At 40.1% G+C, this 19,485-nt stretch carries 19 protein-coding genes; all 19 read right to left on the reverse strand.

Going from position 1 to position 19,485, the window contains the following annotated elements; genetic code table 11:
• On the reverse strand, positions 1 to 514 hold a 514-nt coding region (locus tag Q0296_RS02045), incomplete at its 3' end, for a CYTH domain-containing protein (RefSeq protein ID WP_366939718.1).
• 139 nt (positions 515 to 653) lie between these two features.
• Complete coding sequence (locus Q0296_RS02050) at positions 654 to 1,064, reverse strand: Fur family transcriptional regulator (protein ID WP_009294652.1); 411 nt, start codon at positions 1,062 to 1,064, stop codon at positions 654 to 656.
• Positions 1,065 to 1,135: 71 nt separating this feature from the next.
• Positions 1,136 to 2,962, reverse strand: coding sequence for a 1-deoxy-D-xylulose-5-phosphate synthase (dxs, locus tag Q0296_RS02055; protein ID WP_298036010.1), 1,827 nt, complete (start codon positions 2,960 to 2,962; stop codon positions 1,136 to 1,138).
• Positions 2,955 to 3,821, reverse strand: a complete 867-nt coding sequence (fliH, locus tag Q0296_RS02060; RefSeq protein WP_298036011.1) for a flagellar assembly protein FliH — start codon at positions 3,819 to 3,821, stop codon at positions 2,955 to 2,957. The genes dxs and fliH overlap by 8 nt, the downstream gene beginning before the upstream one ends.
• Positions 3,818 to 4,849, reverse strand: coding sequence for a flagellar motor switch protein FliG (fliG, locus tag Q0296_RS02065; RefSeq protein ID WP_298036013.1), 1,032 nt, complete (start codon positions 4,847 to 4,849; stop codon positions 3,818 to 3,820). The genes fliH and fliG overlap by 4 nt, the downstream gene beginning before the upstream one ends.
• Complete coding sequence (fliF, locus tag Q0296_RS02070; RefSeq protein WP_298036014.1) at positions 4,849 to 6,546, reverse strand: flagellar basal-body MS-ring/collar protein FliF; 1,698 nt, start codon at positions 6,544 to 6,546, stop codon at positions 4,849 to 4,851. The genes fliG and fliF overlap by 1 nt, the downstream gene beginning before the upstream one ends.
• A gap of 4 nt (positions 6,547 to 6,550) precedes the next feature.
• Complete coding sequence (gene hisC / locus Q0296_RS02075) at positions 6,551 to 7,648, reverse strand: histidinol-phosphate transaminase (RefSeq protein ID WP_298036016.1); 1,098 nt, start codon at positions 7,646 to 7,648, stop codon at positions 6,551 to 6,553.
• The gene (gene pheA, locus Q0296_RS02080; protein ID WP_298036017.1) at positions 7,648 to 8,727 is read right to left on the reverse strand and encodes a prephenate dehydratase; all 1,080 of its coding nucleotides are present in this window, start codon (positions 8,725 to 8,727) and stop codon (positions 7,648 to 7,650) included. Before pheA ends, hisC begins: the two co-directional genes overlap by 1 nt.
• Positions 8,711 to 9,934: a diaminopimelate decarboxylase gene (gene lysA / locus Q0296_RS02085; protein WP_298036018.1), complete on the reverse strand. Its 1,224-nt coding sequence runs from the start codon at positions 9,932 to 9,934 to the stop codon at positions 8,711 to 8,713. Before lysA ends, pheA begins: the two co-directional genes overlap by 17 nt.
• 55 nt (positions 9,935 to 9,989) lie before the next feature.
• Complete coding sequence (locus tag Q0296_RS02090) at positions 9,990 to 11,054, reverse strand: LptF/LptG family permease (RefSeq protein WP_103596280.1); 1,065 nt, start codon at positions 11,052 to 11,054, stop codon at positions 9,990 to 9,992.
• Positions 11,051 to 11,599 carry an aminoacyl-tRNA hydrolase gene (gene pth, locus Q0296_RS02095; protein WP_035143659.1) on the reverse strand — a complete coding sequence of 183 codons (549 nt, stop codon included), beginning with the start codon at positions 11,597 to 11,599 and terminating at the stop codon, positions 11,051 to 11,053. Before pth ends, Q0296_RS02090 begins: the two co-directional genes overlap by 4 nt.
• Positions 11,600 to 11,610: 11 nt before the next feature.
• On the reverse strand, positions 11,611 to 12,147 hold the full coding sequence (locus tag Q0296_RS02100; protein ID WP_002939542.1) for a 50S ribosomal protein L25/general stress protein Ctc: 537 nt from the start codon (positions 12,145 to 12,147) through the stop codon (positions 11,611 to 11,613).
• A 67-nt stretch (positions 12,148 to 12,214) separates the two neighbouring features.
• A complete protein-coding gene (locus tag Q0296_RS02105; protein ID WP_298036022.1) occupies positions 12,215 to 13,375 on the reverse strand; it encodes a type IV pilus twitching motility protein PilT in 1,161 nt (386 codons plus the stop codon).
• Positions 13,375 to 14,367: a transaldolase gene (locus tag Q0296_RS02110; protein ID WP_298036024.1), complete on the reverse strand. Its 993-nt coding sequence runs from the start codon at positions 14,365 to 14,367 to the stop codon at positions 13,375 to 13,377. The genes Q0296_RS02105 and Q0296_RS02110 overlap by 1 nt, the downstream gene beginning before the upstream one ends.
• A gap of 4 nt (positions 14,368 to 14,371) precedes the next feature.
• Positions 14,372 to 14,998: a phosphoserine phosphatase SerB gene (gene serB / locus Q0296_RS02115; RefSeq protein ID WP_298036026.1), complete on the reverse strand. Its 627-nt coding sequence runs from the start codon at positions 14,996 to 14,998 to the stop codon at positions 14,372 to 14,374.
• Between the two features lie 8 nt (positions 14,999 to 15,006).
• A complete protein-coding gene (locus tag Q0296_RS02120; RefSeq protein ID WP_021087872.1) occupies positions 15,007 to 15,504 on the reverse strand; it encodes a chemotaxis protein CheW in 498 nt (165 codons plus the stop codon).
• A gap of 10 nt (positions 15,505 to 15,514) precedes the next feature.
• Positions 15,515 to 17,851, reverse strand: a complete 2,337-nt coding sequence (locus tag Q0296_RS02125; RefSeq protein ID WP_298036028.1) for a chemotaxis protein CheW — start codon at positions 17,849 to 17,851, stop codon at positions 15,515 to 15,517.
• Between the two features lie 8 nt (positions 17,852 to 17,859).
• Entirely contained in the window at positions 17,860 to 18,813 is a 954-nt protein-coding gene (locus tag Q0296_RS02130) for a chemotaxis protein (RefSeq protein ID WP_298036030.1), read from the reverse strand.
• A partial coding sequence (locus tag Q0296_RS02135; RefSeq protein WP_298036032.1) for a UDP-2,3-diacylglucosamine diphosphatase occupies positions 18,813 to 19,485 on the reverse strand: 673 nt, incomplete at its 5' end. The genes Q0296_RS02130 and Q0296_RS02135, both read right to left, overlap by 1 nt.

Genomic DNA, 19,485 nt, shown 5'->3' on the forward strand with positions numbered 1-19,485 from the left:
CTCTTTTGTAGTCGATTTGTTCATTTTCGTTTGCATGAATGGCAAGAAATTTGTTTTTATATCTTTTATCGCAGGTGACATCGGCCTTACAAAACTGCTCCAAAAATGGTGGCAACTTAAAATATACAGCCTCATTTTCATCACTAAATTCGATCTCAAACGTGCAAAGCCCATTTAAGCCCTCTTTAAAAATATCGATGTTGCAGGGATTATTATTTAGCCGAAAAATGTATCTATCTTTTGTAATGACGTGTCCAATGCGGTTTTTTAGAGCCTTTTTAAACTCCGCCTTTTCACAAAATTCCTCATTTTCTTCTCTTATAAGATCTTTGCCAACCTTGATCGTTTTTATAAATTTACCCTCTTCACTTCTGAAGCGGATCTCTTCATTTTGCGTGATCTTGGTGTAAAACTGAGAAATTTCAAGGTGCTTAAAAACTACTCCAGCATCTTTTAGAAAATCTAGAATTTGAGAATTTTTGAGTAAAAATTTACGCTCTATCTCCAAACCCACATTTTTCTCCGAAATTTTTTGTTTATTTTAGCAAGTTAGTGCTTAAAATAATGAGAAAGATGCTAATTTCAGGCTTGTTTGAAGTGTTTTATGAAGAAAAATAAAAATTTATGTTGCATAATGCAACATAAATTTTGCCTTATCGGCAGTGTTTACAGCTCTTTACGCTAGCAACGATATTTAGGCGCTCGATGATGTTACCGATCTTTTTTTCAAGCGCTTCTTGGTATTTGCCAAGCTCTGAGTCATCATAGCTCATATCCTCGACGCTACCGCAGTTTTCGCAAACCACGTGGATGTGTGGATGCTCGTAAATATCGTATCTCGCCTTTTGATTGACGATATTTACTTCAACCACTAACCCCTCGTCTTTTAGAGTGTTTAGGTTTTTATAGACAGTTGCGAGCGAAACTGATGGATTTTCTTTCAAAATTTCATCATAAAGCTCATCGATCGTTGGATGTGTGTGACGATCAAGAATTCTCAAAACGCTAAGACGCTGCGGCGTTACTTTAAGCCCAGACTGTTTTAGCAACGATACATATTGCATAATTTTCCCCTATACAAATTTTTGCTTTATGCTAGCAAAAGTAATATTAAACGTTTCTTTATTAAATGATATTAATTATTCTCTAGTAATTTTTGGGTAATTTGCTCAGCGCTTATGCCAAGGCTCTTTTCGACCTCAGCTGTCGAGCCATGCTGGATAAATTTATCATCATACTCGAAGCTAACAACGCTTACATTTGATATGCCATTTTCTTGTAAAAAGGCACTTACGATCTCGCCAACACCGCCTTTTTTAGCGCTATCGCTAAAGATATACCACTTTTTAGTGCGTTTCGCAAGATCCAGTAAAAGCTCACTATCAAGCGGTTTTACAAAGACTAGATCGACAAGGATAGCTTCAAGCTTGCCAGCTAGTAAATTTCTAACCAAATTTGCCTTGCCAACGCCATTACCATAGCCTAAAAATGCGGTCTCACTCTTTGCGTCAGCCAAAATTTCACCCTTGCCAAACTTAAGCGGTTTAGCTTTAAACTCATCCCTTAAAATAAACGCCCCACGCGGATATCTAAACGCGCCAACACCCTTATAAGAGTAGGCAAATTCCATAACATTTTTCATGCTCTCTTCGCACCTTGGAGCAAAAAGAACCATGTTTGGCACAGCGTTTAAAAAGCTGATATCAAAAGCACCCTGATGCGTTTCGCCGTCCTCACCCACGATGCCTGCCCTATCCATCGCAAATGTGATGTTTAAATTTAATATAGAAGCGTCGTGAATGACCTGATCGTAGGCTCTTTGCATAAAGGTCGAGTATATCGCAACAAATGGCTTAAAGCCCTCTTTTGCCATGGCCGACATAGATGTAACTGCGTGCTGCTCGGCTATCGCCACGTCCCAAAAGCGGTCTGGAAACTCATGTATGAGCGCGTCCATACCAGTGCCTGTTGGCATCGCAGCCGTTACGCCAACGATATCGCTGTGCTCTCTTGCCATCTTTAAAAGCTGCTCGCTAAAGATCGCCGTGGCTGACTTGTTTGACTGTCTTTTTATAAATTCGCCACTTTTTAGATCAAACGGCCCAACTCCGTGCCAATTTTCATAGTAACCCTCGGCAAATTCATACCCTTTGCCCTTTAGCGTCTGCACGTGCACGATGACTGGTTTTTTCATATTTTTAGCAGTTTCAAATGTACTAAGAAGCGCTGAAAGGTCGTGTCCATCGACTGGGCCTATGTACTCAAGCCCAAGCTCTTCAAAAAACATACCAGGAGTGATGAGCCTGATGCCCTCCTCCATGCGTCTAGCCATATAGGCTGCGGAGTCTGGCATGTAGCTTAAAAAGCGCTCAACCCTGCCTTTAAATTTTTGATAAAACTGCCCTGCCATCATCTGGCTTAGATACTTGCTAAGTGCGCCTATTGGCTTACTTATACTCATCTCATTGTCGTTTAGGATGATGACGCAAGGATATTTTCTATCCCCCAGCTCATTTAGTGCCTCATACGCCATGCCGCCACTTAGTGAGCCATCGCCTATGACAGCTACTGGCAAGCGCTCTTCATTTTTTAGTTTGATCGCCTTTGCAGCGCCAACTGCTAGTGAAATGGACGTTGAGCTATGGCCTGCCACAAAGTAGTCAAATTTACTCTCGCTTGGCTTTGTGTAGCCGCTGATACCGTTAAATTTTCTAAGCGTATCAAAGCTATCCCAGCGCCCAGTTAGTAGCTTGTGCGCGTAGCTTTGGTGGCTCACGTCAAAAATAAACGGATCTTTTGTAACGTCAAAAATTTTATGCATCGCGACAATGATCTCGACTGCGCCGATATTTGAGCTAAGATGACCGCCATTTTTGCTAACGGTGGATAGAATTTTATCTCTGATGTCGTGGCAAAGTGCGTTTAGCTCATCGACATTTAGGCTTTTAACGTCTTTATTCATTATTTACCAGCATTTTTAGCTTCTCAAGCCTTGTTTGCATCGTCGCGTCGATGTTTCCGCCCTCGCTTATTATCACCACGCCACCTTTGCTTATGGCATCATCAGCGCTTACTTTTACGCGTTCGTTTTTACTAAACTGCTCTTTTAGATAGTCGCTATCTTCAGGATTAACGCGAATTTCTATATTTTTTACGTCGCTTAGCTCTTTTATAAGCGAATTTGCTAGGTGATGAGCAATCTGGCTAGATGCGCTTGACACCTCTTTTTCTATCACCTCTTTTGCGATCTTTATCGCAGTTTGGCCAAGCTCTTCCTCGCTCTTTTTCAAAAACTCATCAAATTTAGCGTACTGCTCATCTAACTTTGCAGCTGAAGCGCTAAATTTAGCCTCAAGCTCTTTTATCTTTGCCTCATTTGCAGCGTTTGTTTGAGCGATGCCTTCGTTTTTGCCATCCTCTTTTGCACGAGAAATTTCAGCTTCAAGACGTTTTGCAAATTCGCTCTCTTGATTTTCTATTTGCATTTGAAGCTTGATGATATTGCTGCTTAGCTCATCTGTCTTTTTAAGCAGCTCCTCGACAAAGCTAGAGTCAAATCCAGGCTGGTGAGCTTGGCTATTTTGAGACTGAGGCGCAAAGTGATTTTGCATGTTTGGTTGCACTGGGTGCGGCATCTGAGGTGCGAAATTTTCACCACCTTGCTCTAAGCTTTGTTCATTTAGCTCTTCACTAAGATTATTTTCTTCTATCAAAACAGGTGCGCTATCTTGGGCTCTTTCGTTACTTCCAAGCACCTTAAATCTATAATTTTCTATAAAGTGAGTTGATGAATTCTCACCAGTTATTACGCTACTTTTCATTCTATCATCTCATCTGCTTCGCCAACTTGGAAGATACCTTGTTCAGCTAGGCCTTGAACGACCTCGACTATGCGTCTTTGCGCCTCTTCAACGTCTTTTACACGCACAGCGCCAAGGTATTGCATCTCCTCTTTAAAGGCTTCAGCCGCACGCTGAGACATATTTGATAAAAATTTCTCCTTAATACCATCACTGGCACCTTTAAATGCGATCATAAGGTCTTTTTTATCAACATTTTTGAGAATTTCTCTAATCGCAGTTGCATTAAGGTTACTAATATCCTCAAAGGTAAACATAAGCTCTTTGATCGTTGTAGCAAGCTTATCATCGCTTTGTTCGATGCGCTCGATAGTACTTTTACTAGCTTTTTGACCAAGTCTGTTAAGTACTTCTGCCACAGCCCTTGGGCCTCCAACCTCGACCTTGTAAGATGTAAGGCTCTCAAGTTTGCCCTCAAGCACGGTTGAGACACGCTTGATGACTGATGGGCTGATCTCACCGAGGTTTGCCATCCTGATCACCACCTCGCTTCTTAACTCATCTGAGAAAAAGCTTAGCGTCTCGGCAGCACTTGTTGAGTCCATGTGGGCAAGTATTAGTGCGATAGTTTGAGGATGCTCATTTACGATGAAGTCTGCAAGCTGTTGTGGCTTTATCTTATCAAGATAGCCAAAGCTCTTTGAGTTTTCCATGCTTTTAGCAAGCTTGTCTAAAATTTTCTGAGCAGCCTCTGGGCCAAATGTGCGGTATAAAATTTCTTTTGCATACTCTAAGCCGCCGCTTCTCATATATTGGTTTGACTGCATGAGAGCGTAAAATTCTTCCAAAATAGCGCCTGCCACTTGCTTGTCTATATTTTTTGCAGTTGCTATGTAGCCTGAAATTTCAGTAATAATATCAACATCCATATGTGAAAATATAAGGCTCGTCGCCTCTTCACCAAGCTGGATCAGTAAAATAGCGATCTTTTCAGGCATTGAAAGATCATCATATATCATCTTTTGCTTATCGGTTAGTTTTATAGACATCAAATTTCCTTACGCATGTTAAAGTCACTATCGTTTTTAACCATATCTTGGAGTAAATTTGAAATTTCCTCGCTTCGCTCAGTAACTATAATCTTCATTTTTTCAAGAAGAACATCGTATTTTAACTCGTCCTCGTTAAATTCACCACCAAGGCCAAGCTGCTCCTCGACCTTCTTACGAGCGGCTTTAAATTTCTCGAGCGTATCTTCTGCATCCATCTCGATCTCTTCAAGATCGTCCTGGGCTTGCTCTTCTTTCTCTTTCGTCTCCTCAAGCATTTTTTGCATAAATGGCACGATGACCTTTTTGTAGAAAAAGTAGAGTAAAAGAAGTGCAAAAACGTATTTTAATAGCGGTAAAAACGGCATTACATAATTATTTAAGAGCCCATCCATTCTTTCGCCAGCGCTTACGTCTTTACCAGTTTTAAACTCAAAGTTATCAAGGCTAACCTCGTCGCCCCTGCTTTGGTTGTAGCCGATTGATTGTTTGATCAAATTTGTGATCGAATCTCTTTGCTCTTTTGTAAGTGGAGTAAATTCTAGCTCGCCAGTCGGCTTGCCATCTTTATCCTTTTTACTCTGATAAAGCCCGTCTATAACGACAGCTGCGCTCACTCTGTTGATACTAGCAAACTGCCCTTTGACATTTGTCACTTTCTTTGAAATTTCGTAGTTTGTCTGCTGCGAGCTCTTGTTATACTGCTCTCTTAAAGTGCTGTCATCTAGCCCTTGAACAGGACCTATGTTACTAACCGCACCTGGTACGCCACCCACTTCATTTGGAGATGAGCCTTGGCGTTTTTCCTCGATATTACTCTCGCTTCTAACGACGTTATTTGGGTCATAAACCTCGCTTTTTGTATCTTTTTTATCAAAGTCAAAGTCGATATTTACCTTTGCTACGACCTTATCTGCCCCGCCTACGATTGGGGCTAAAACATTTACTATCTTTTGCTCGTAGTTGTTTTCAAACTCGCGCTTATAGCGGATCTGCTGAGCTATGGCGTCACTATCAAACTCTCCGTCCTCATCGCCAAGCGCAACGCCGTCTTGATTTACTATTTTGACATTTTCAGTGCTTAAATTTGTAACAGAGGCCGCCACAAGGTTTTTAATGCCAAAAATTTGCTTCGCGCTTAAATTAACCCCTGGCTTTAGCTCGACTACGATCGAGGCCGTTGGCAGCGACTGGCGCTCGGTAAATACACTCTCTTTAGGTATTGCGATACGAACGGTCGCTTTTTGGATAGACGAGAGGCTCTCTATCGTTCTAGCTAGCTCGCCCTCAAGCGCTCTTTGAAATTTAACCCTTTGCTCGGCATCTGTTGCGCCAAATTCTTGCTTGTCAAAAATTTCAAAACCGATCTTGCTCTCTTTTGGTATGCCAAGCGTTGCAACCGCGATACGCTCTTTATAGACATCGCTCGTTGGCACAAGGATAGTGCCTTCATTTGCTAGTTTATACTTTATGCCATCTTTATTTAGCTGATCGACTATTAGCGCTGAGTCGCTTGGGCTGATGTTTTCAAAAAGGACGCTGTAACCTGAAAAATTTTCTGTTTTATTTTTGTAAAGTGTTAAAAATACCAAAAACGCCACAACAAGGACTATCGAGCCACCTGCGACGATCTTTTGCTTTAGCGAAAGCTTTTGGTAAATTTGACTTATTTGATGAAGTAATGCCTTAAAATCCATATCCCTACTTTAAAATTTGCTTTAGCTCTTCAAAAACTCTATCGTTTTGCCACGCTTGGCCGATGGTTATTCTCACCGCATTTAAGGCGTAGCTTTTTAAATCTCGTAAAATTATACCTTTTTTTAACATCTTTTCACATATCTGGCTTGATTTTGGCTCATTAAATTTAAATGTGATGAAATTTGTATAGCTTGGGATAAACTCTATGCCGTTTTGCTCTGCAAATTCCTCATATCTTTTCATCTGCTCGAAGTTATTTTTCATAGTTTTTTGCACAAACTCATTATCTTTTAGCGCCACGATCGCCGCTCTTAAGCTTGGAGTCGTGATATTAAAAGGAGCTCTTAGCTTTGAAAGCGCACCTATGATCTCTTCGTTTGCCACGCCGTATCCCACGCGCATGCCGCCAAGTGCGTAGGCCTTTGAAAAAGTGCCAAGATAGATTACATTTTTAAGTTTTGCCACCTCGCTTGGTTTTATCTCTTTTTTAGCGTCTTTAAATTTAGCAAAGTCATTGTAGGCGCAGTCAAGCACCACAAGCGTGTTTTCATCGACTTTTTCTATAAATTTAAAAATCTCTTCAGCGTCCAAGCACTCGCCCAAAGGGTTGTTTGGCATACATAGAAAAATGACTGAAATTTCATCTTTTTTGGCGTTATAAATTTCTAAAAACTCACCTAGATCATGCTCCAAGCTCTTTGTGCGGTAAATTTTAGCCCCCGTTTTCTTTGCGTAAATTTCATACATCGCAAATGTCACACCAGCCATCAAAACGCCACTTTGTTTGTTTGCCTTTGCGTGCAACACGTACTCTATAATCTGGTCGCTTCCAGAGCCGATGATTAGATTTTTGCTAGTTACGCCAAATTTCTTAGCCAGCCCCTCTTTTAGCTCAAAGTAGCTATCGTCTGGATAGAGATGTGCGTTTTTAGCGACCTCTTTTAGCGCCTCTTCTATGCGTTTGCTAGTGCCAAAAGGATTTTCATTGCTCGCTAGCTTTATCACATCTTTTGCATCGATGCCAAACTCTCTAACCACAAGCTCGATCGGCTTTCCAGCCTCGTAATTTACTAGATCGTCTAAAAAATCATTAAATTTCATCACTCATCTCCGTTTAAATAGCTTCCCAGCCACGTTATCTCAGCGCCGCCCTCTTTTGCAAGCTCAAAGGCGTTTTGCACTTTCTCATCGTCGATATGCCCCTCAAAGTCAAGATAAAAAATTGACTTAAATTCACGCTGCTTGATAGGACGTGACTCAAGTTTTGTGATATTGATATTTTCATTTTTAAAGATAGAAAGCAGATCAGCAAGGCGTCCTGGGCGGTGATCGGTCTTTGCTAGGATCGAAGTCTTTGAGTTTTCAACCTTGGCGTTTTTAAAATCGCTTAAAATCAAAAATCTCGTTCTATTTGCCATATTATCTTCGATCGTTTCATAAACGATTGGCACATTGTAAATTTTAGCTGCGATTTTTGAGCAAATGGCGGCTGATTCTCTATCCATAGATGCCATATATGCGGCTGCGGCGGTTGATTTGGCTGGGATAAATTCGACCTCATTTAGCAGGTGATCTTCTAAAAATTTACGGCATTGGTTGTAGCCTTGCGGATGCGAGTAAATTCGCTTTATCTCTTTTAAATTTTCATTTATGCTAACAAAGCTGTGGTGGATATCTACGTAGAGCTCTGCCACTATCTTTATATCATCAAATTTACTCAAACAATCAAGCGTAGCTCCAACAGCGCCTTCAGTGTTATTTTCGATAGGCACGACGCCATATTTTGCCTCTTTTTGAGCTAGCTTCGTAAAAACTGCCTCGATCGTAGCAAGTGGCAGATAGGCACTCATCGCGCCAAATCTACTCTGCGCTGCTTGATGCGTATAGGTGCCCTCAGGTCCTAGATAGACGATCTTTTGAGGCATCTCTAAATTTCTACTAACGGCAAAAATTTCAAGATAAATAGCCTCGATCGCAGCCTTATTTAAGGCTTTTTCTTTGCTAAGGCTTGTTAGGCGGTTTATGATAGCTCGCTCACGCTCAGGGCGATATATAGGCGTCCCACTCGTTTGCTTTAGCTTGCCGATCTGTTCAACAAGCTTCATCCTCTCATTTAATTTATTTAAAATGAGATCATCGATACTATCGATCTCTTTTCTAAGCTCATTTAGCTCTTGCATCAGCGCTCTCCAAAAATTCTATCTCAGGTGCCACGACGTCCTCGAAACTCTCGCGTCTTCTTATCAGCCTATCTTTGCCATCAAGCACGCAAATTTCAGCGGCTCTGTTTCTTGTGTTGTAGTTTGAGCTCATACTAAAACCATAAGCTCCAGCCCCTTTAACCACGATGACGTCGCCACTTTCACACTCTGGCAGCTCTATATCTTTTGCTAAAAAGTCGCCACTTTCGCAGACTGGACCAACCACGTCGCAAGTGCCTAAATTTTCATCCTTGCCGTAGGCGAAAATTTTGTGATGCGCGCCATAAAGGCTTGGTCTTATAAGATCATTCATCGCGCCATCAGTGATGACAAATCTCTTTTTGCCGTTAAATTTCTCATATAAAACGCTTGCGACAAAGTATCCTGCATTGCCCACGATGAAGCGTCCTGGCTCGCAAACGATAGTCACGTCTTGACCCTTTAGCGCGCCTAAAATTCCTTGTGCGTAGTCATATAAATTTATCTCTTTTTCGTCGTTATAGATGATACCAAGTCCGCCGCCAACATCAAAGAATTTGATGTCGATCTCGAGCGCCTTTAGCTCTCTTAAAAGCTCGCTAACGATGTTTGCAGCGTCTATGATCGGACTTAGAGAAGTTAGCTGCGAGCCGATGTGAAAGTGTATGCCAGTTGGCTCAAGAAACTCTGATGCTTTAGCGTGGATATACATCTTTTTAGCTGTCTGCGCATCAACGCCAAATTTGTTCTCATTTAGTCCTGTTGAGATGTATGGGTGCGTTTTAGCATCAACGCCTGGATTTACCCTGATGCTGATCCTTGCCTTTAAATTTAGCCCCTTTGCAATGTTTTCAAGCCTTAAAAGCTCGGCAAAACTCTCGACATTTATAAGCAAAATTTCATTTTCTAAAGCCTCTTTTAGCTCTTCGTCGCTCTTGCCAACGCCGCTAAAGATGATCTGATATCTCTTAGCTCCCGCTAGCAGCGCTCTTTTGACCTCGCCGATGCTCACGCAGTCAAATCCTGCTCCAAGATTAGCCAGAAATTTTAAAACACTTAAATTTGAGTTTGCCTTTACAGCGTAGCAAACCAGAGATTTTCTAGCATAAAATGCGTTTTTTAGCGCCTCGTAGCGCTCTTTAATGTAGTTAAAATCATAAACGTAAAGTGGGGTTTTGTATTTGCTTGCAAGCTCTTTAAAATCCATAAAATAGCCTTTTTTAAAATGGCTTGATTTTACAAAAAAGTTGCCAAAATTTGGCTTAACGATGCGATTTTATGAGATAAATGGCGTATGCAAAAAGCAAAATAACTGGAAGCACCATGCCGATCTCTGGCAAGATGACTGAGGTTTGAGCAAATTTGGTTAAGATAAAGAGAAGTCCCCAAACTACGAGAGTTATCACAACAAAGATAAAAGTTGAGAGTGCAAGGTTAAAAAACCTGCCGGTCACTGGCAAATGATAGTAAAAAATAAGCAATAAAAATGGCGCAAAAAATGGTGTGATAGCAAGATTATAAAATGCCGTTCTTGCGCTGTCTAGCCCTATGCCTTCGTTTTTAAATGTCTTTATAAAATTTATCGCATCAGGTATGTTAAATTTTGAGTTTTCAACGCTTGCAGCACTCTCGATACTCTTTGGCTTAAAGCCTCTTAGCGCATCTAAATTTTCGCTTTTTACCTTACTAAAGCCATTTTCGCCAAGCTCTAAATTTTGAGGCAAAAAGGTCTGATTTACATCCTCTAAAACCCACTCATTGTCTTTAAATTTAGCGTGGTTGGCAAAGGTTGTTGAGAGCAAGTCAGTGCCATTAATGTCAAAAATTCTCACGTCATTTGCCCTTTGTTTGGCTGAGTTTAGCTCTTTTATATAGATAAATTTGCCTTCAAATTTCAAAAATGAGTCGTTTGTGCTTTTTGAAAAAGCGGTGTTTTTAGCGATACTTTTTTGATAGTCATGCGCATAAGCAAATGGCGTAAAATTTAGTCCGACATAAAAAATAGTCACAAAAAATGCGATGAGAAATGGCGGCAAAATGAGCTTATTTTTACTAATGCCAAGAGCATAAAAGCTGATTAGCTCGTTTGAGCGAACCATATTTACATGTAAAATTATTAGCGCAAAGATGAGCGAAAGTGGCAAAACGTAGCTAATGGCACTTAGCGCAGTAAGGCCAACGTAGAGCAGCTGAAGGTTCGCAGATGGTGGCAGATCTTTTAAATTTGTAAGCAGATCAATGCCAACATAAAATAGCTCAAGCGCTAAAAATACGATAAGAAAAGATTTTATATAGACCCAGCCAACGTATCTGGCGTATAGTTTCATTTGATAAGACCTTTTTTTACCGTAAATTTTTGTGAAATTTCGTTGATGTCGCTCTTTAGCAGCTCACAAACCGCATTTTTTGTATAGGCTAAAATTTCATCTAAAGCTTTTTTTTCTTCATCGCTAAACTCGCCAAGGACGAAATTTTTAGCATCGCCCTCATGCCCTATGCCAACGCGCACTCTTTCGTAGTCGTTGCCTATTAGATTATCGATCGATTTTATGCCGTTATGTCCGCCGCTACTGCCGCCTTTTTTAAATTTAACCGCGCCAAAACTAAGATCAAGATCGTCATGGATGACAATGATCCTATCTGGCTTATAAAAGTCTTTTACCGCCTTAACACTTTGACCTGAGAGGTTCATAAATGTCGTTGGTTTTAGCAAGATAATGTCGTTAAATTTAAAAACTTCGCCTTGAAATTTAGCTGAGCTAACATCTTTGAAATTTGAGTCTTTTAGGAGATCTATAAGCATAAAGCCTATATTGTGTCTAGTGTTTTCGTATTTGGGGCCAGGATTGCCCAGCCCCGCTATTAGTGTCACAAAAGCCCTTTTTATTTAGCTTTAATAACTCCAAGTACCGCAACACGGTCAGCGTCAATGATAGTAACGCCTTTAGGAGCTGTGATATCACGAACCAAAATCGTATCATCAATGTCAAGTTTGCTTACATCAACGTCAAATGAATTTGGTAAATTTTCAGCCGTGCATTTTACGCAAAGACGTCTTTTTGACTGGATCAAAACGCCCTTGTTTTTAAGACCAATAGGTGTTCCAACTGGCTTAACCGGGATCATATATTTTGATAAAACGCCTGGAAGTGCTACTTTTAGATCTACGTGTTTAAGATCGCTTGTAACAACATCTCTTTGGTAATCAACAATAACGACATTATAAACTTTTCCGCCTACTTTTACATCAAAAGCAAGGCTCTCTTTTTTGCGTGCTTCTTTAATAAAGTCATTGACTTTAAAAGCAGCTGCAACATTCTCTAATCCCTTGCCATAAATGTTGGCGATTAGATAACCATCTCTTCTCAAAGCCTTCGCAGACTTCTTACCGATACTCTCTCTAACGATTCCTTCTAACATCGTTTTCCTTTCATAAAAAATAGGTGCTGATTTTATCTAATGCTTTATAAATTTCACATAAAGCTTATTAAATTTCTTTAAGTGCGATAACTTCAGGTTGATCTTGTTTGCTTTGAGGTTTGCTAAAATTTACACCATTTTCAAAACTAAAACCTGCTACATTTGAGCTTTTTATCTTAAGCTGTAAATCACCCCTGTTACTAGCATTATCAAGCGCTACTTCGGCACTAATTATCTTATTTTCATAAAGCTCAAGCAGGTGCTGATCAAAAGTTTGCATGCCGTAAGTATTTTTTGACTCAGCTATGGCAAGATCGATCTCATCAAATTTCTCTTCAGATATGAGCTCTTTTATGCGAGTATTTTTTCTCATGATCTCGACTGCTGGGCGTCTTGTACCAAAAAGCGTCTTAACTAGCCTTTGTGAAATGACGCAAGCAAGCACTGAAGAGAACATAAGGCTGACCTTATCTCGCTCGCCTTGTGGGAAGCTATTTACTATTCTATTTACGCTCTCTTTTGCATCAAGTGTGTGAAGTGTCGAAAGCACCAAGTGTCCAGTCTCAGCAGCTCTAATGGCAGTCTCAATAGTCTCAAGATCTCTCATCTCGCCCACCAAGATGATGTCAGGATCTTCTCTTAGCGAAGCTCTTAGCGCATCTGAGAAATTTAGCGCATCTGCCCCGATAGAGCGCTGATTTATTATGCTTTTATCGTCGTTAAATACGTATTCAATCGGATCTTCGATAGTCACGATGTGCGATCTTTTTGTCTGGTTTATGAAATTTATCATGCTAGCAAGCGTTGTCGTCTTGCCACTTCCAGTTGGGCCAGTCACTAAAATGATGCCACGAGTGGTCTCGGTGCAAATTTTTTCTATCACGCTTGGTAAATTTAGATCTTTTATAGTTGGGATTTTTGTTGGAGTGACACGAAAAACAGCAGAAATTCCATTTATCTGCAAAAACATATTTACACGAAAGCAGTACTCATCATTTAGTTTATAAGAAAAATCTATATCTTTTTTATCCATAAACTCATCAAATTTAGCCCCCAAAAGCTCATTTGCTATAGCTACCGCATCACTTGGGTCTAAATTTTCTTCGCTAAGTGGCATGATCTCACCATTAAATCTCCCATAAACAAGACTTGCAGACTTTAGGTGAAGGTCGCTGCCGCCTTTATCTACTAAAGAGCACAGATATGAGTCTATGTCTTGTTTGGTCATTAAAGTGATTTCATAATCTCATCAAATGCTGCAACAAACTGCTTCAAGCCGTCATTTAAAAGCTCTTTATAAGTAGCATTTATATCGATATCATTATTTTTTATGATGTGGAAAAAGCTTGAGATATTTTCTTTGCTAGGGGCATTTTTTGCCTCAGCTTTTTCTTTTATAAATTCTTTTATCGTATCTATCGGAGCTGTGTTTATAGAGTTTTTATACATTAGCTCCCTAACGTAATAATCCCCTCTTAAGCCACCGCCTTTTACGCCAGTGCTTGCAAAAAGTGTCCTTACATTTTCTAAGCCAAATTCTTCAATAATATGATAGATATTTGCAGCGTTCATTATGCCGATCTGTCCTGTTGGCAAGCTCTTTGCAGACATTGTCTCATCAAGCTTTCTATCAAATCTACTAACAAAAACGCTGATAACGCCTTTTGGCATAGTGGTATCCACAAAGCGGCTTGCATAAGCCTTACTGCCCTCTTTGAAAGCCTCTAGGCAGTTTTTAGCCTGATCTGGCGAGAAAATGAGCGTCGCATTTACGCTGATACCTCTTGCCATGAGTGCACTCATCGCCTCATAGCCCTCTTTTGTGGCTGGAATTTTTATCATTACATTTGGCATTGAGATGAGGCTATGAAGCCTGATGCCCTCTTCTATCGTAGCAGCCGTATCACCACTTAAATTTGGATCGACCTCGATACTAACAAAGCCATCATCGCCATTTGCGTAGTTTTTTAGCATTTTACATGCGGCAATCTTTATATCTTGAGTCGCTAAAATTTCATAGAGGTCTTTTGGGTGACGCTTGTTGCTATTTTGTATGATCTGTTTGTAAGCAGGTGATGCAAAAGCTGTTTTAAAGATAGCTGGGTTGCTTGTAGCTCCGTTTATAACGCCTTTTTCTAGCAAAGAGTTGAATTCGTTTTGTAAAAAATCTCTCTCTATAAAGTCACACCAAAGAGAAAATTTAGCTTCATTGTCATACATTTTTTCACCTTATATATTTTAAAATTTCACGCAGATCCTTGACATCCACGCAATGCGTCGCCTCTTTTTTTAAAATTTCTTTCGCACAAAAGGCAATTTTTAGATCACATTTTCTAAACATTGACACGTCATTGGCTCCATCGCCAACGCACATGATCTCACTTCTATCTAAATTTAATAGCCCCTTTAAGCGATCTATCATCTCACCTTTTGAGCTACCAAACATCATCTCTCCGCCAACTTCACCTGTTAAAATTCCATCTTTATGGTGCAAAATATTTGCAAAATTTGCATCAAATTTAAGTTTTTCTTGCATCTTATCAGTCGCGATGTGAAAACCACCACTAAAGACCACGACTTTTATGCCCTTTTGCTTTAGAGCGTCTATAAGCTCGCTAGCTCCTGGCATGATAGGTAAATTTTTACAAATTTCATCTGCTTTTGAGAGTGGCATTCCTTTTAAAAATTTTACTCTTGCTGTAAGACTTTCAAAAAAATCAAGTTCGCCGTTCATCGAACGCTTAGTTATGCTAGCCACCTCATCGCTGGCGTTATTAACGGCGGCGAGGATATCAATCGTCTCGCCGTCCATTATCGTAGAGTCAAAGTCAAAAACACAAAGTTTTATCAAACTATGCCCTAAAAATCACGCTTTAAAAGGCTCTCAACCTTTAAAATCGTAAGGATGTTTTGATCGCGTTTGCCGATACCATAGATCATGCCTTTGTCTTTTACCAAAGTCTCTGGCGGCGGATCGATCCTGTTACGGTCTATTCTGATAGCCTCCGTCAAGCGGTCTATCACGAAGCCTGCGATGTTATCCTCATCTTTCATGACGATATATCTTGTATTTGAGCTTTGCTTTGTAACATTTAGTGAAAAACGTTTTCGCAAATCAATAAGAGGGATAACATTTCCACGCAAGTTAAATACACCAAGGACATAGTCAGGCACACTAGGAACACGGGTGTATTCGATAGGCTTGATTATCTCTTGGATATTTAAAATAGGTATCGCATACTCTTCCTCGCCAACAACAAAGCCTACAAGTTGGACTATATCTTCGTTGTTTTTTATCTCAGGCTCGTCAATTTGCTGTTTTTGTTTGCTTAAAACTTGGTTTAGTTTATCATTCATCGCCTAACCCCTAACCTAATTTAATATTTTTTCTAACAACGTTTTCAAGGTATTCTGACGAATATGGTTTTGTGATATATTCTGTCATACCAACCTCTACTCCACGCAATCTATCAGTTTTAGACGTTCTTGATGTTACTGCTATTAGCGGTAAAGTGCGATACTTAGAGTATTTGCGAATTTCACCAGCTAGAGTATATCCGTCCATCCTTGGCATCTCAATATCGATTAGCACCGCATCAAAGGCATGCTCGCCTGATTTAATTATATTGAGTGCTTCTACTCCATTAGTTGCTTCTATTATCGTGACACCGATTGGCTCAAGCGACTTTTGCATGATGGTTCTATCCATCTTAGAGTCATCAACGATCAAGACCTTGTAGTCGCTTGGTTTCTCTTTTGTTTTTGAATTATCTTCCATCTCAGCCCTGATATCCACTTTAATATCTTTTGCCATCTCCATCATAGCACCAACGTCTATAATAAGAGTTACGCGGCCATCACCTCTAATGGTAGCACCAGCGATACCTGGGATATTTTGTAGATAATCACCCATTGACTTAATAACAATCTCTTCTTGACCGACTAAAGTATCTACAATGATACCCAGTTTTGCCTCGGCAACACCGATGATAACGACATAAGTATGATCACCACCATCAAAAACCTTCTTAACACCAAAGACATCTGAGAGTCTAACAAGAGATAAGACCTCATCTCTTAGCCTTAAGACATTTTTGCCATCGATCGTATAGATATCATCGATAGGTACGCGAACTGTTTCAAGAACGCTCGCAAGTGGGATAGCATAAAATTCCTCTTGTGTTCCAACAAGTAGTGACTGGATGATTGCAAGTGTGAGTGGAATTTTTAATTTTATGACAGTACCTTGTCCAACTTCACTTTCAATATCAATTATGCCATTTAGTTTTTCGATATTTGTCTTAACAACGTCCATACCAACGCCACGTCCAGATACGTTTGTAACCTTGGCTGCAGTTGAAAATCCTGGCTTAAATATAAGACCAAAAGCCTCTTTCTCGCTCATCGCATCAGCTTCTCGCTCAGTGATGATGCCTTTTTCTATCGACTTGGCTTTAAGCATATCAGCATCTAAGCCCTTACCATCATCAACTATCTCAACAACGATGTGGTTGCCCTCGTTGTAAGCTTTTAGTTGGACTGTACCTTTTTCAGGCTTACCAGCAGCCTTTCTTGTCTCAGGATCCTCTATACCGTGGTCGCATGAGTTTCTGATGATGTGAACTAGCGGATCGCCGATCTCTTCAACGATTGACTTATCTAGCTCTGTCTCTTCACCTGAAATTTCAAGGTCTATTTGCTTACCAAGCTCGCGGCTTAAATCACGTATCATACGTGGGAATTTGTTAAATACTTTTGCTATTGGGAGCATTCTTGTCTTCATAACAGCAAGCTGGATATCAGTCGTAACTAGACTTAGGCTTGAAACTACTTGATTTAGCTCTTCTAAGAATTTCTCGCCCTCATATCTCTCTTCTACGTCATCATAAATTTTTAATAAGCGGTTTTTACCAAGAACAAGCTCACCGATTAGGTTCATTAAGTGATCAAGTCTTTTTACCTCGACACGGATCGTTTGCTCTTGCGCTACTGCACTGCTAGCTGCAGGTACTTTTTTGTCAGCTTCTTTTTCTCTGCTAGGAGCTGGTCTTGCAGCAGGCGTTGGAGTACTCGCAGCAGCTGGCGCTATCTCTTCAGGAGTTTTTGGAGCTATGCCTTTTGAAGCACGCCTTGCTTGATCTTCAGCCTTTCTAACCTTTAAAAGTCTCTCTATCTCAGCCTCAACCTCAGAGTCGCTCAACTTTGAAAGCTCAGCGTCGCTTATCTCAGGAGCATCTTCTTCTGCTGGGGCAGCTGGCTCAGGCTCTTTTACAGGCTCTGGTGCTGGAGCTGCAGGTACTGCAGTTGGAGCTTCACCTTCTGAAATTTGAGTAAGGTTTGCGCAGATATTTTTGATATCTATGCCAGCAGCAGTGTCGTTACCATTATCTCTAATGCTATGCAACAAGCCCTTCATCATATCAACTGACTCAAGAACGACATCCATAACATCTGGAGTGATCTTTAGCTCGTCTTTTCTGGCTTTATTTAAAACATCTTCCATGTGGTGAGTAAGCTCTGTTAAAACGTCGAAATTTAAAAAGCTTGAGCTACCTTTTACTGTGTGAGCAACACGGAAAATTCTATTTAAAAGCTCGAGGTCCTCAGGGTTTGCCTCTAGTTCAACAAGGTCATGGTCTATCTGCTCAATAAGTTCGAAAGCTTCTATTAAAAAGTCTTCCATTATTTCTTTCATATCATCCATATTTCACCTCATTTTGCAGATTTAGAGTGTGCTTCAATCACTTTTAGCACCTCTTTATAGAATATACCAGCATCAAATTTTGTAAGGTACATCGCTCCGCCAGCTTCTTTACTCTTAGCTTCACTAAATTCGTTGCTTAATGAAGAGTTAAATACAATCGGAACCTCTTTAAATCTATCATCATTTTTAATAGTTGAAGCAAAGCGGTATCCATCCATTTGTGGCATCTCTATATCACTTAGTATAACTCTTAGTTCTTTGACTAAGCCATCACCGTATCTTTGATAAAGCTCTTCCATTCTCTCCAAGCCCTCAACACCGTTTTTAGCCTCAACTATGCTAAGACCCATCTTCTCAAGTGCGTCTTTTACTAGCTTTCTAGCAGTAGAGCTGTCATCAAGCACAAGAGCTACACCCTTGATCTTCTCGTTTTCATCAATATCAAAATCGATCTTTGGCGAGTAAATTCCAAGCTCTTCGACTATGCTCTCAAGATCAAGTATCAAGAGCACTTCGTCATTTTCTATTCTTGTCACACCTGTGATCTTGCCCTTATCAAGAGCTCCAGCTCCAGCAGCAAAATTTGCAGGCTCTATGTCTTTCCAGTTTATACGTCTGATCCTCTTGGCCTCATGGACGATAAAACCGATTAATATACCGCTAAATTCAGCGATAATAACACGTGGTTTTATGACTACACCCTCAGTTGGCTCGATGATATTCATCCACCTAGCCAAATTTACAACAGGGATAACCACACCTCTTAAATCAAAAATTCCCTCGATATACTCAGGAACGCCAGGAAGCTCGGTAAGATTTGGCATCTTAATGATCTCCCGTACCTTCGCGACATTGACTCCGTATATTCCTTCATATACTTTGTTTTCGGCCTTTTTAAAGATACGAAAATCAACAAGTTCCATCTCGTTTGAGCCCGTTTTTAGTACGTTGTCTCCAAACATCAATGTCCTTTCAAACTCATTTTGAGCAAATTCAACTTTTGCTGGGCGTATTCTACAACAAAATAACTTTGCTCGCATGCAAAACAAGGTAAATTTATATAAAACCTATCGTAAATATCAAATAACTCACCTTGATGATAGTGTCCTTCTATCACGATATCAGCCTCAAAGCCCTGTATATGCTTGCTTATTAGCTCCTTGAAGTTTGGAATTTTATAGTGAAGATTTTTCTTAGTAAGTTTGTCAAATATCGCTTTTGAAATTTTAAAATCCAAAATTTTATCAAGTGCGTTCATAAATTTCAAAAACCACCTAAGCCTTAAAAACCTAAGCGCATACTTATCTATAAAAGGTAAAAATATATCGCCATGCGCGATCTGGACGTGCTCGCCGCTTATAGTTCTAAATTTCACTGGCTGAGCGCAAATGTCATAGACCTTTACCCCCTCAAAGCTTAGCCTCTCGCCTTTGTCCCAAAAATCTCTAGTTTTATTAAATAAATTTGAAAGCCTAAAATCGTGGTTGCCCTCAAAGTAAAAAATTTCCACCTTTTGTGAAATTTTATTTATAAGCCTTAAGTGCTCAGCGTAAAATCCTCTTGTATATTCGCCCTCGCCCGTTAAAAAATCAAATATATCGCCAAGCAAGAAAATCTGCGGTGCCTCCTTGATC

This window comes from uncultured Campylobacter sp., from assembly GCF_937890585.1.
GTDB lineage: Bacteria > Campylobacterota > Campylobacteria > Campylobacterales > Campylobacteraceae > Campylobacter_A.

Excerpts from the sequence above, each read along its gene's own strand:
- Q0296_RS02050 (WP_009294652.1), bottom strand. The coding sequence starts at position 1,064 with ATGCAATATGTATCGTTGCTAAAACAGTCTGGGCTTAAAGTAACGCCG.
- dxs (WP_298036010.1), bottom strand. The coding sequence starts at position 2,962 with ATGAATAAAGACGTTAAAAGCCTAAATGTCGATGAGCTAAACGCACTT.
- fliH (WP_298036011.1), bottom strand. The coding sequence starts at position 3,821 with ATGAAAAGTAGCGTAATAACTGGTGAGAATTCATCAACTCACTTTATA.
- fliG (WP_298036013.1), bottom strand. The coding sequence starts at position 4,849 with ATGTCTATAAAACTAACCGATAAGCAAAAGATGATATATGATGATCTT.
- fliF (WP_298036014.1), bottom strand. The coding sequence starts at position 6,546 with ATGGATTTTAAGGCATTACTTCATCAAATAAGTCAAATTTACCAAAAG.
- hisC (WP_298036016.1), bottom strand. The coding sequence starts at position 7,648 with ATGAAATTTAATGATTTTTTAGACGATCTAGTAAATTACGAGGCTGGA.
- pheA (WP_298036017.1), bottom strand. The coding sequence starts at position 8,727 with ATGCAAGAGCTAAATGAGCTTAGAAAAGAGATCGATAGTATCGATGAT.
- lysA (WP_298036018.1), bottom strand. The coding sequence starts at position 9,934 with ATGGATTTTAAAGAGCTTGCAAGCAAATACAAAACCCCACTTTACGTT.
- Q0296_RS02090 (WP_103596280.1), bottom strand. The coding sequence starts at position 11,054 with ATGAAACTATACGCCAGATACGTTGGCTGGGTCTATATAAAATCTTTT.
- Q0296_RS02100 (WP_002939542.1), bottom strand. The coding sequence starts at position 12,147 with ATGTTAGAAGGAATCGTTAGAGAGAGTATCGGTAAGAAGTCTGCGAAG.
- Q0296_RS02105 (WP_298036022.1), bottom strand. The coding sequence starts at position 13,375 with ATGACCAAACAAGACATAGACTCATATCTGTGCTCTTTAGTAGATAAA.
- Q0296_RS02110 (WP_298036024.1), bottom strand. The coding sequence starts at position 14,367 with ATGTATGACAATGAAGCTAAATTTTCTCTTTGGTGTGACTTTATAGAG.
- Q0296_RS02120 (WP_021087872.1), bottom strand. The coding sequence starts at position 15,504 with ATGAATGATAAACTAAACCAAGTTTTAAGCAAACAAAAACAGCAAATT.
- Q0296_RS02125 (WP_298036028.1), bottom strand. The coding sequence starts at position 17,851 with ATGGATGATATGAAAGAAATAATGGAAGACTTTTTAATAGAAGCTTTC.
- Q0296_RS02130 (WP_298036030.1), bottom strand. The coding sequence starts at position 18,813 with ATGTTTGGAGACAACGTACTAAAAACGGGCTCAAACGAGATGGAACTT.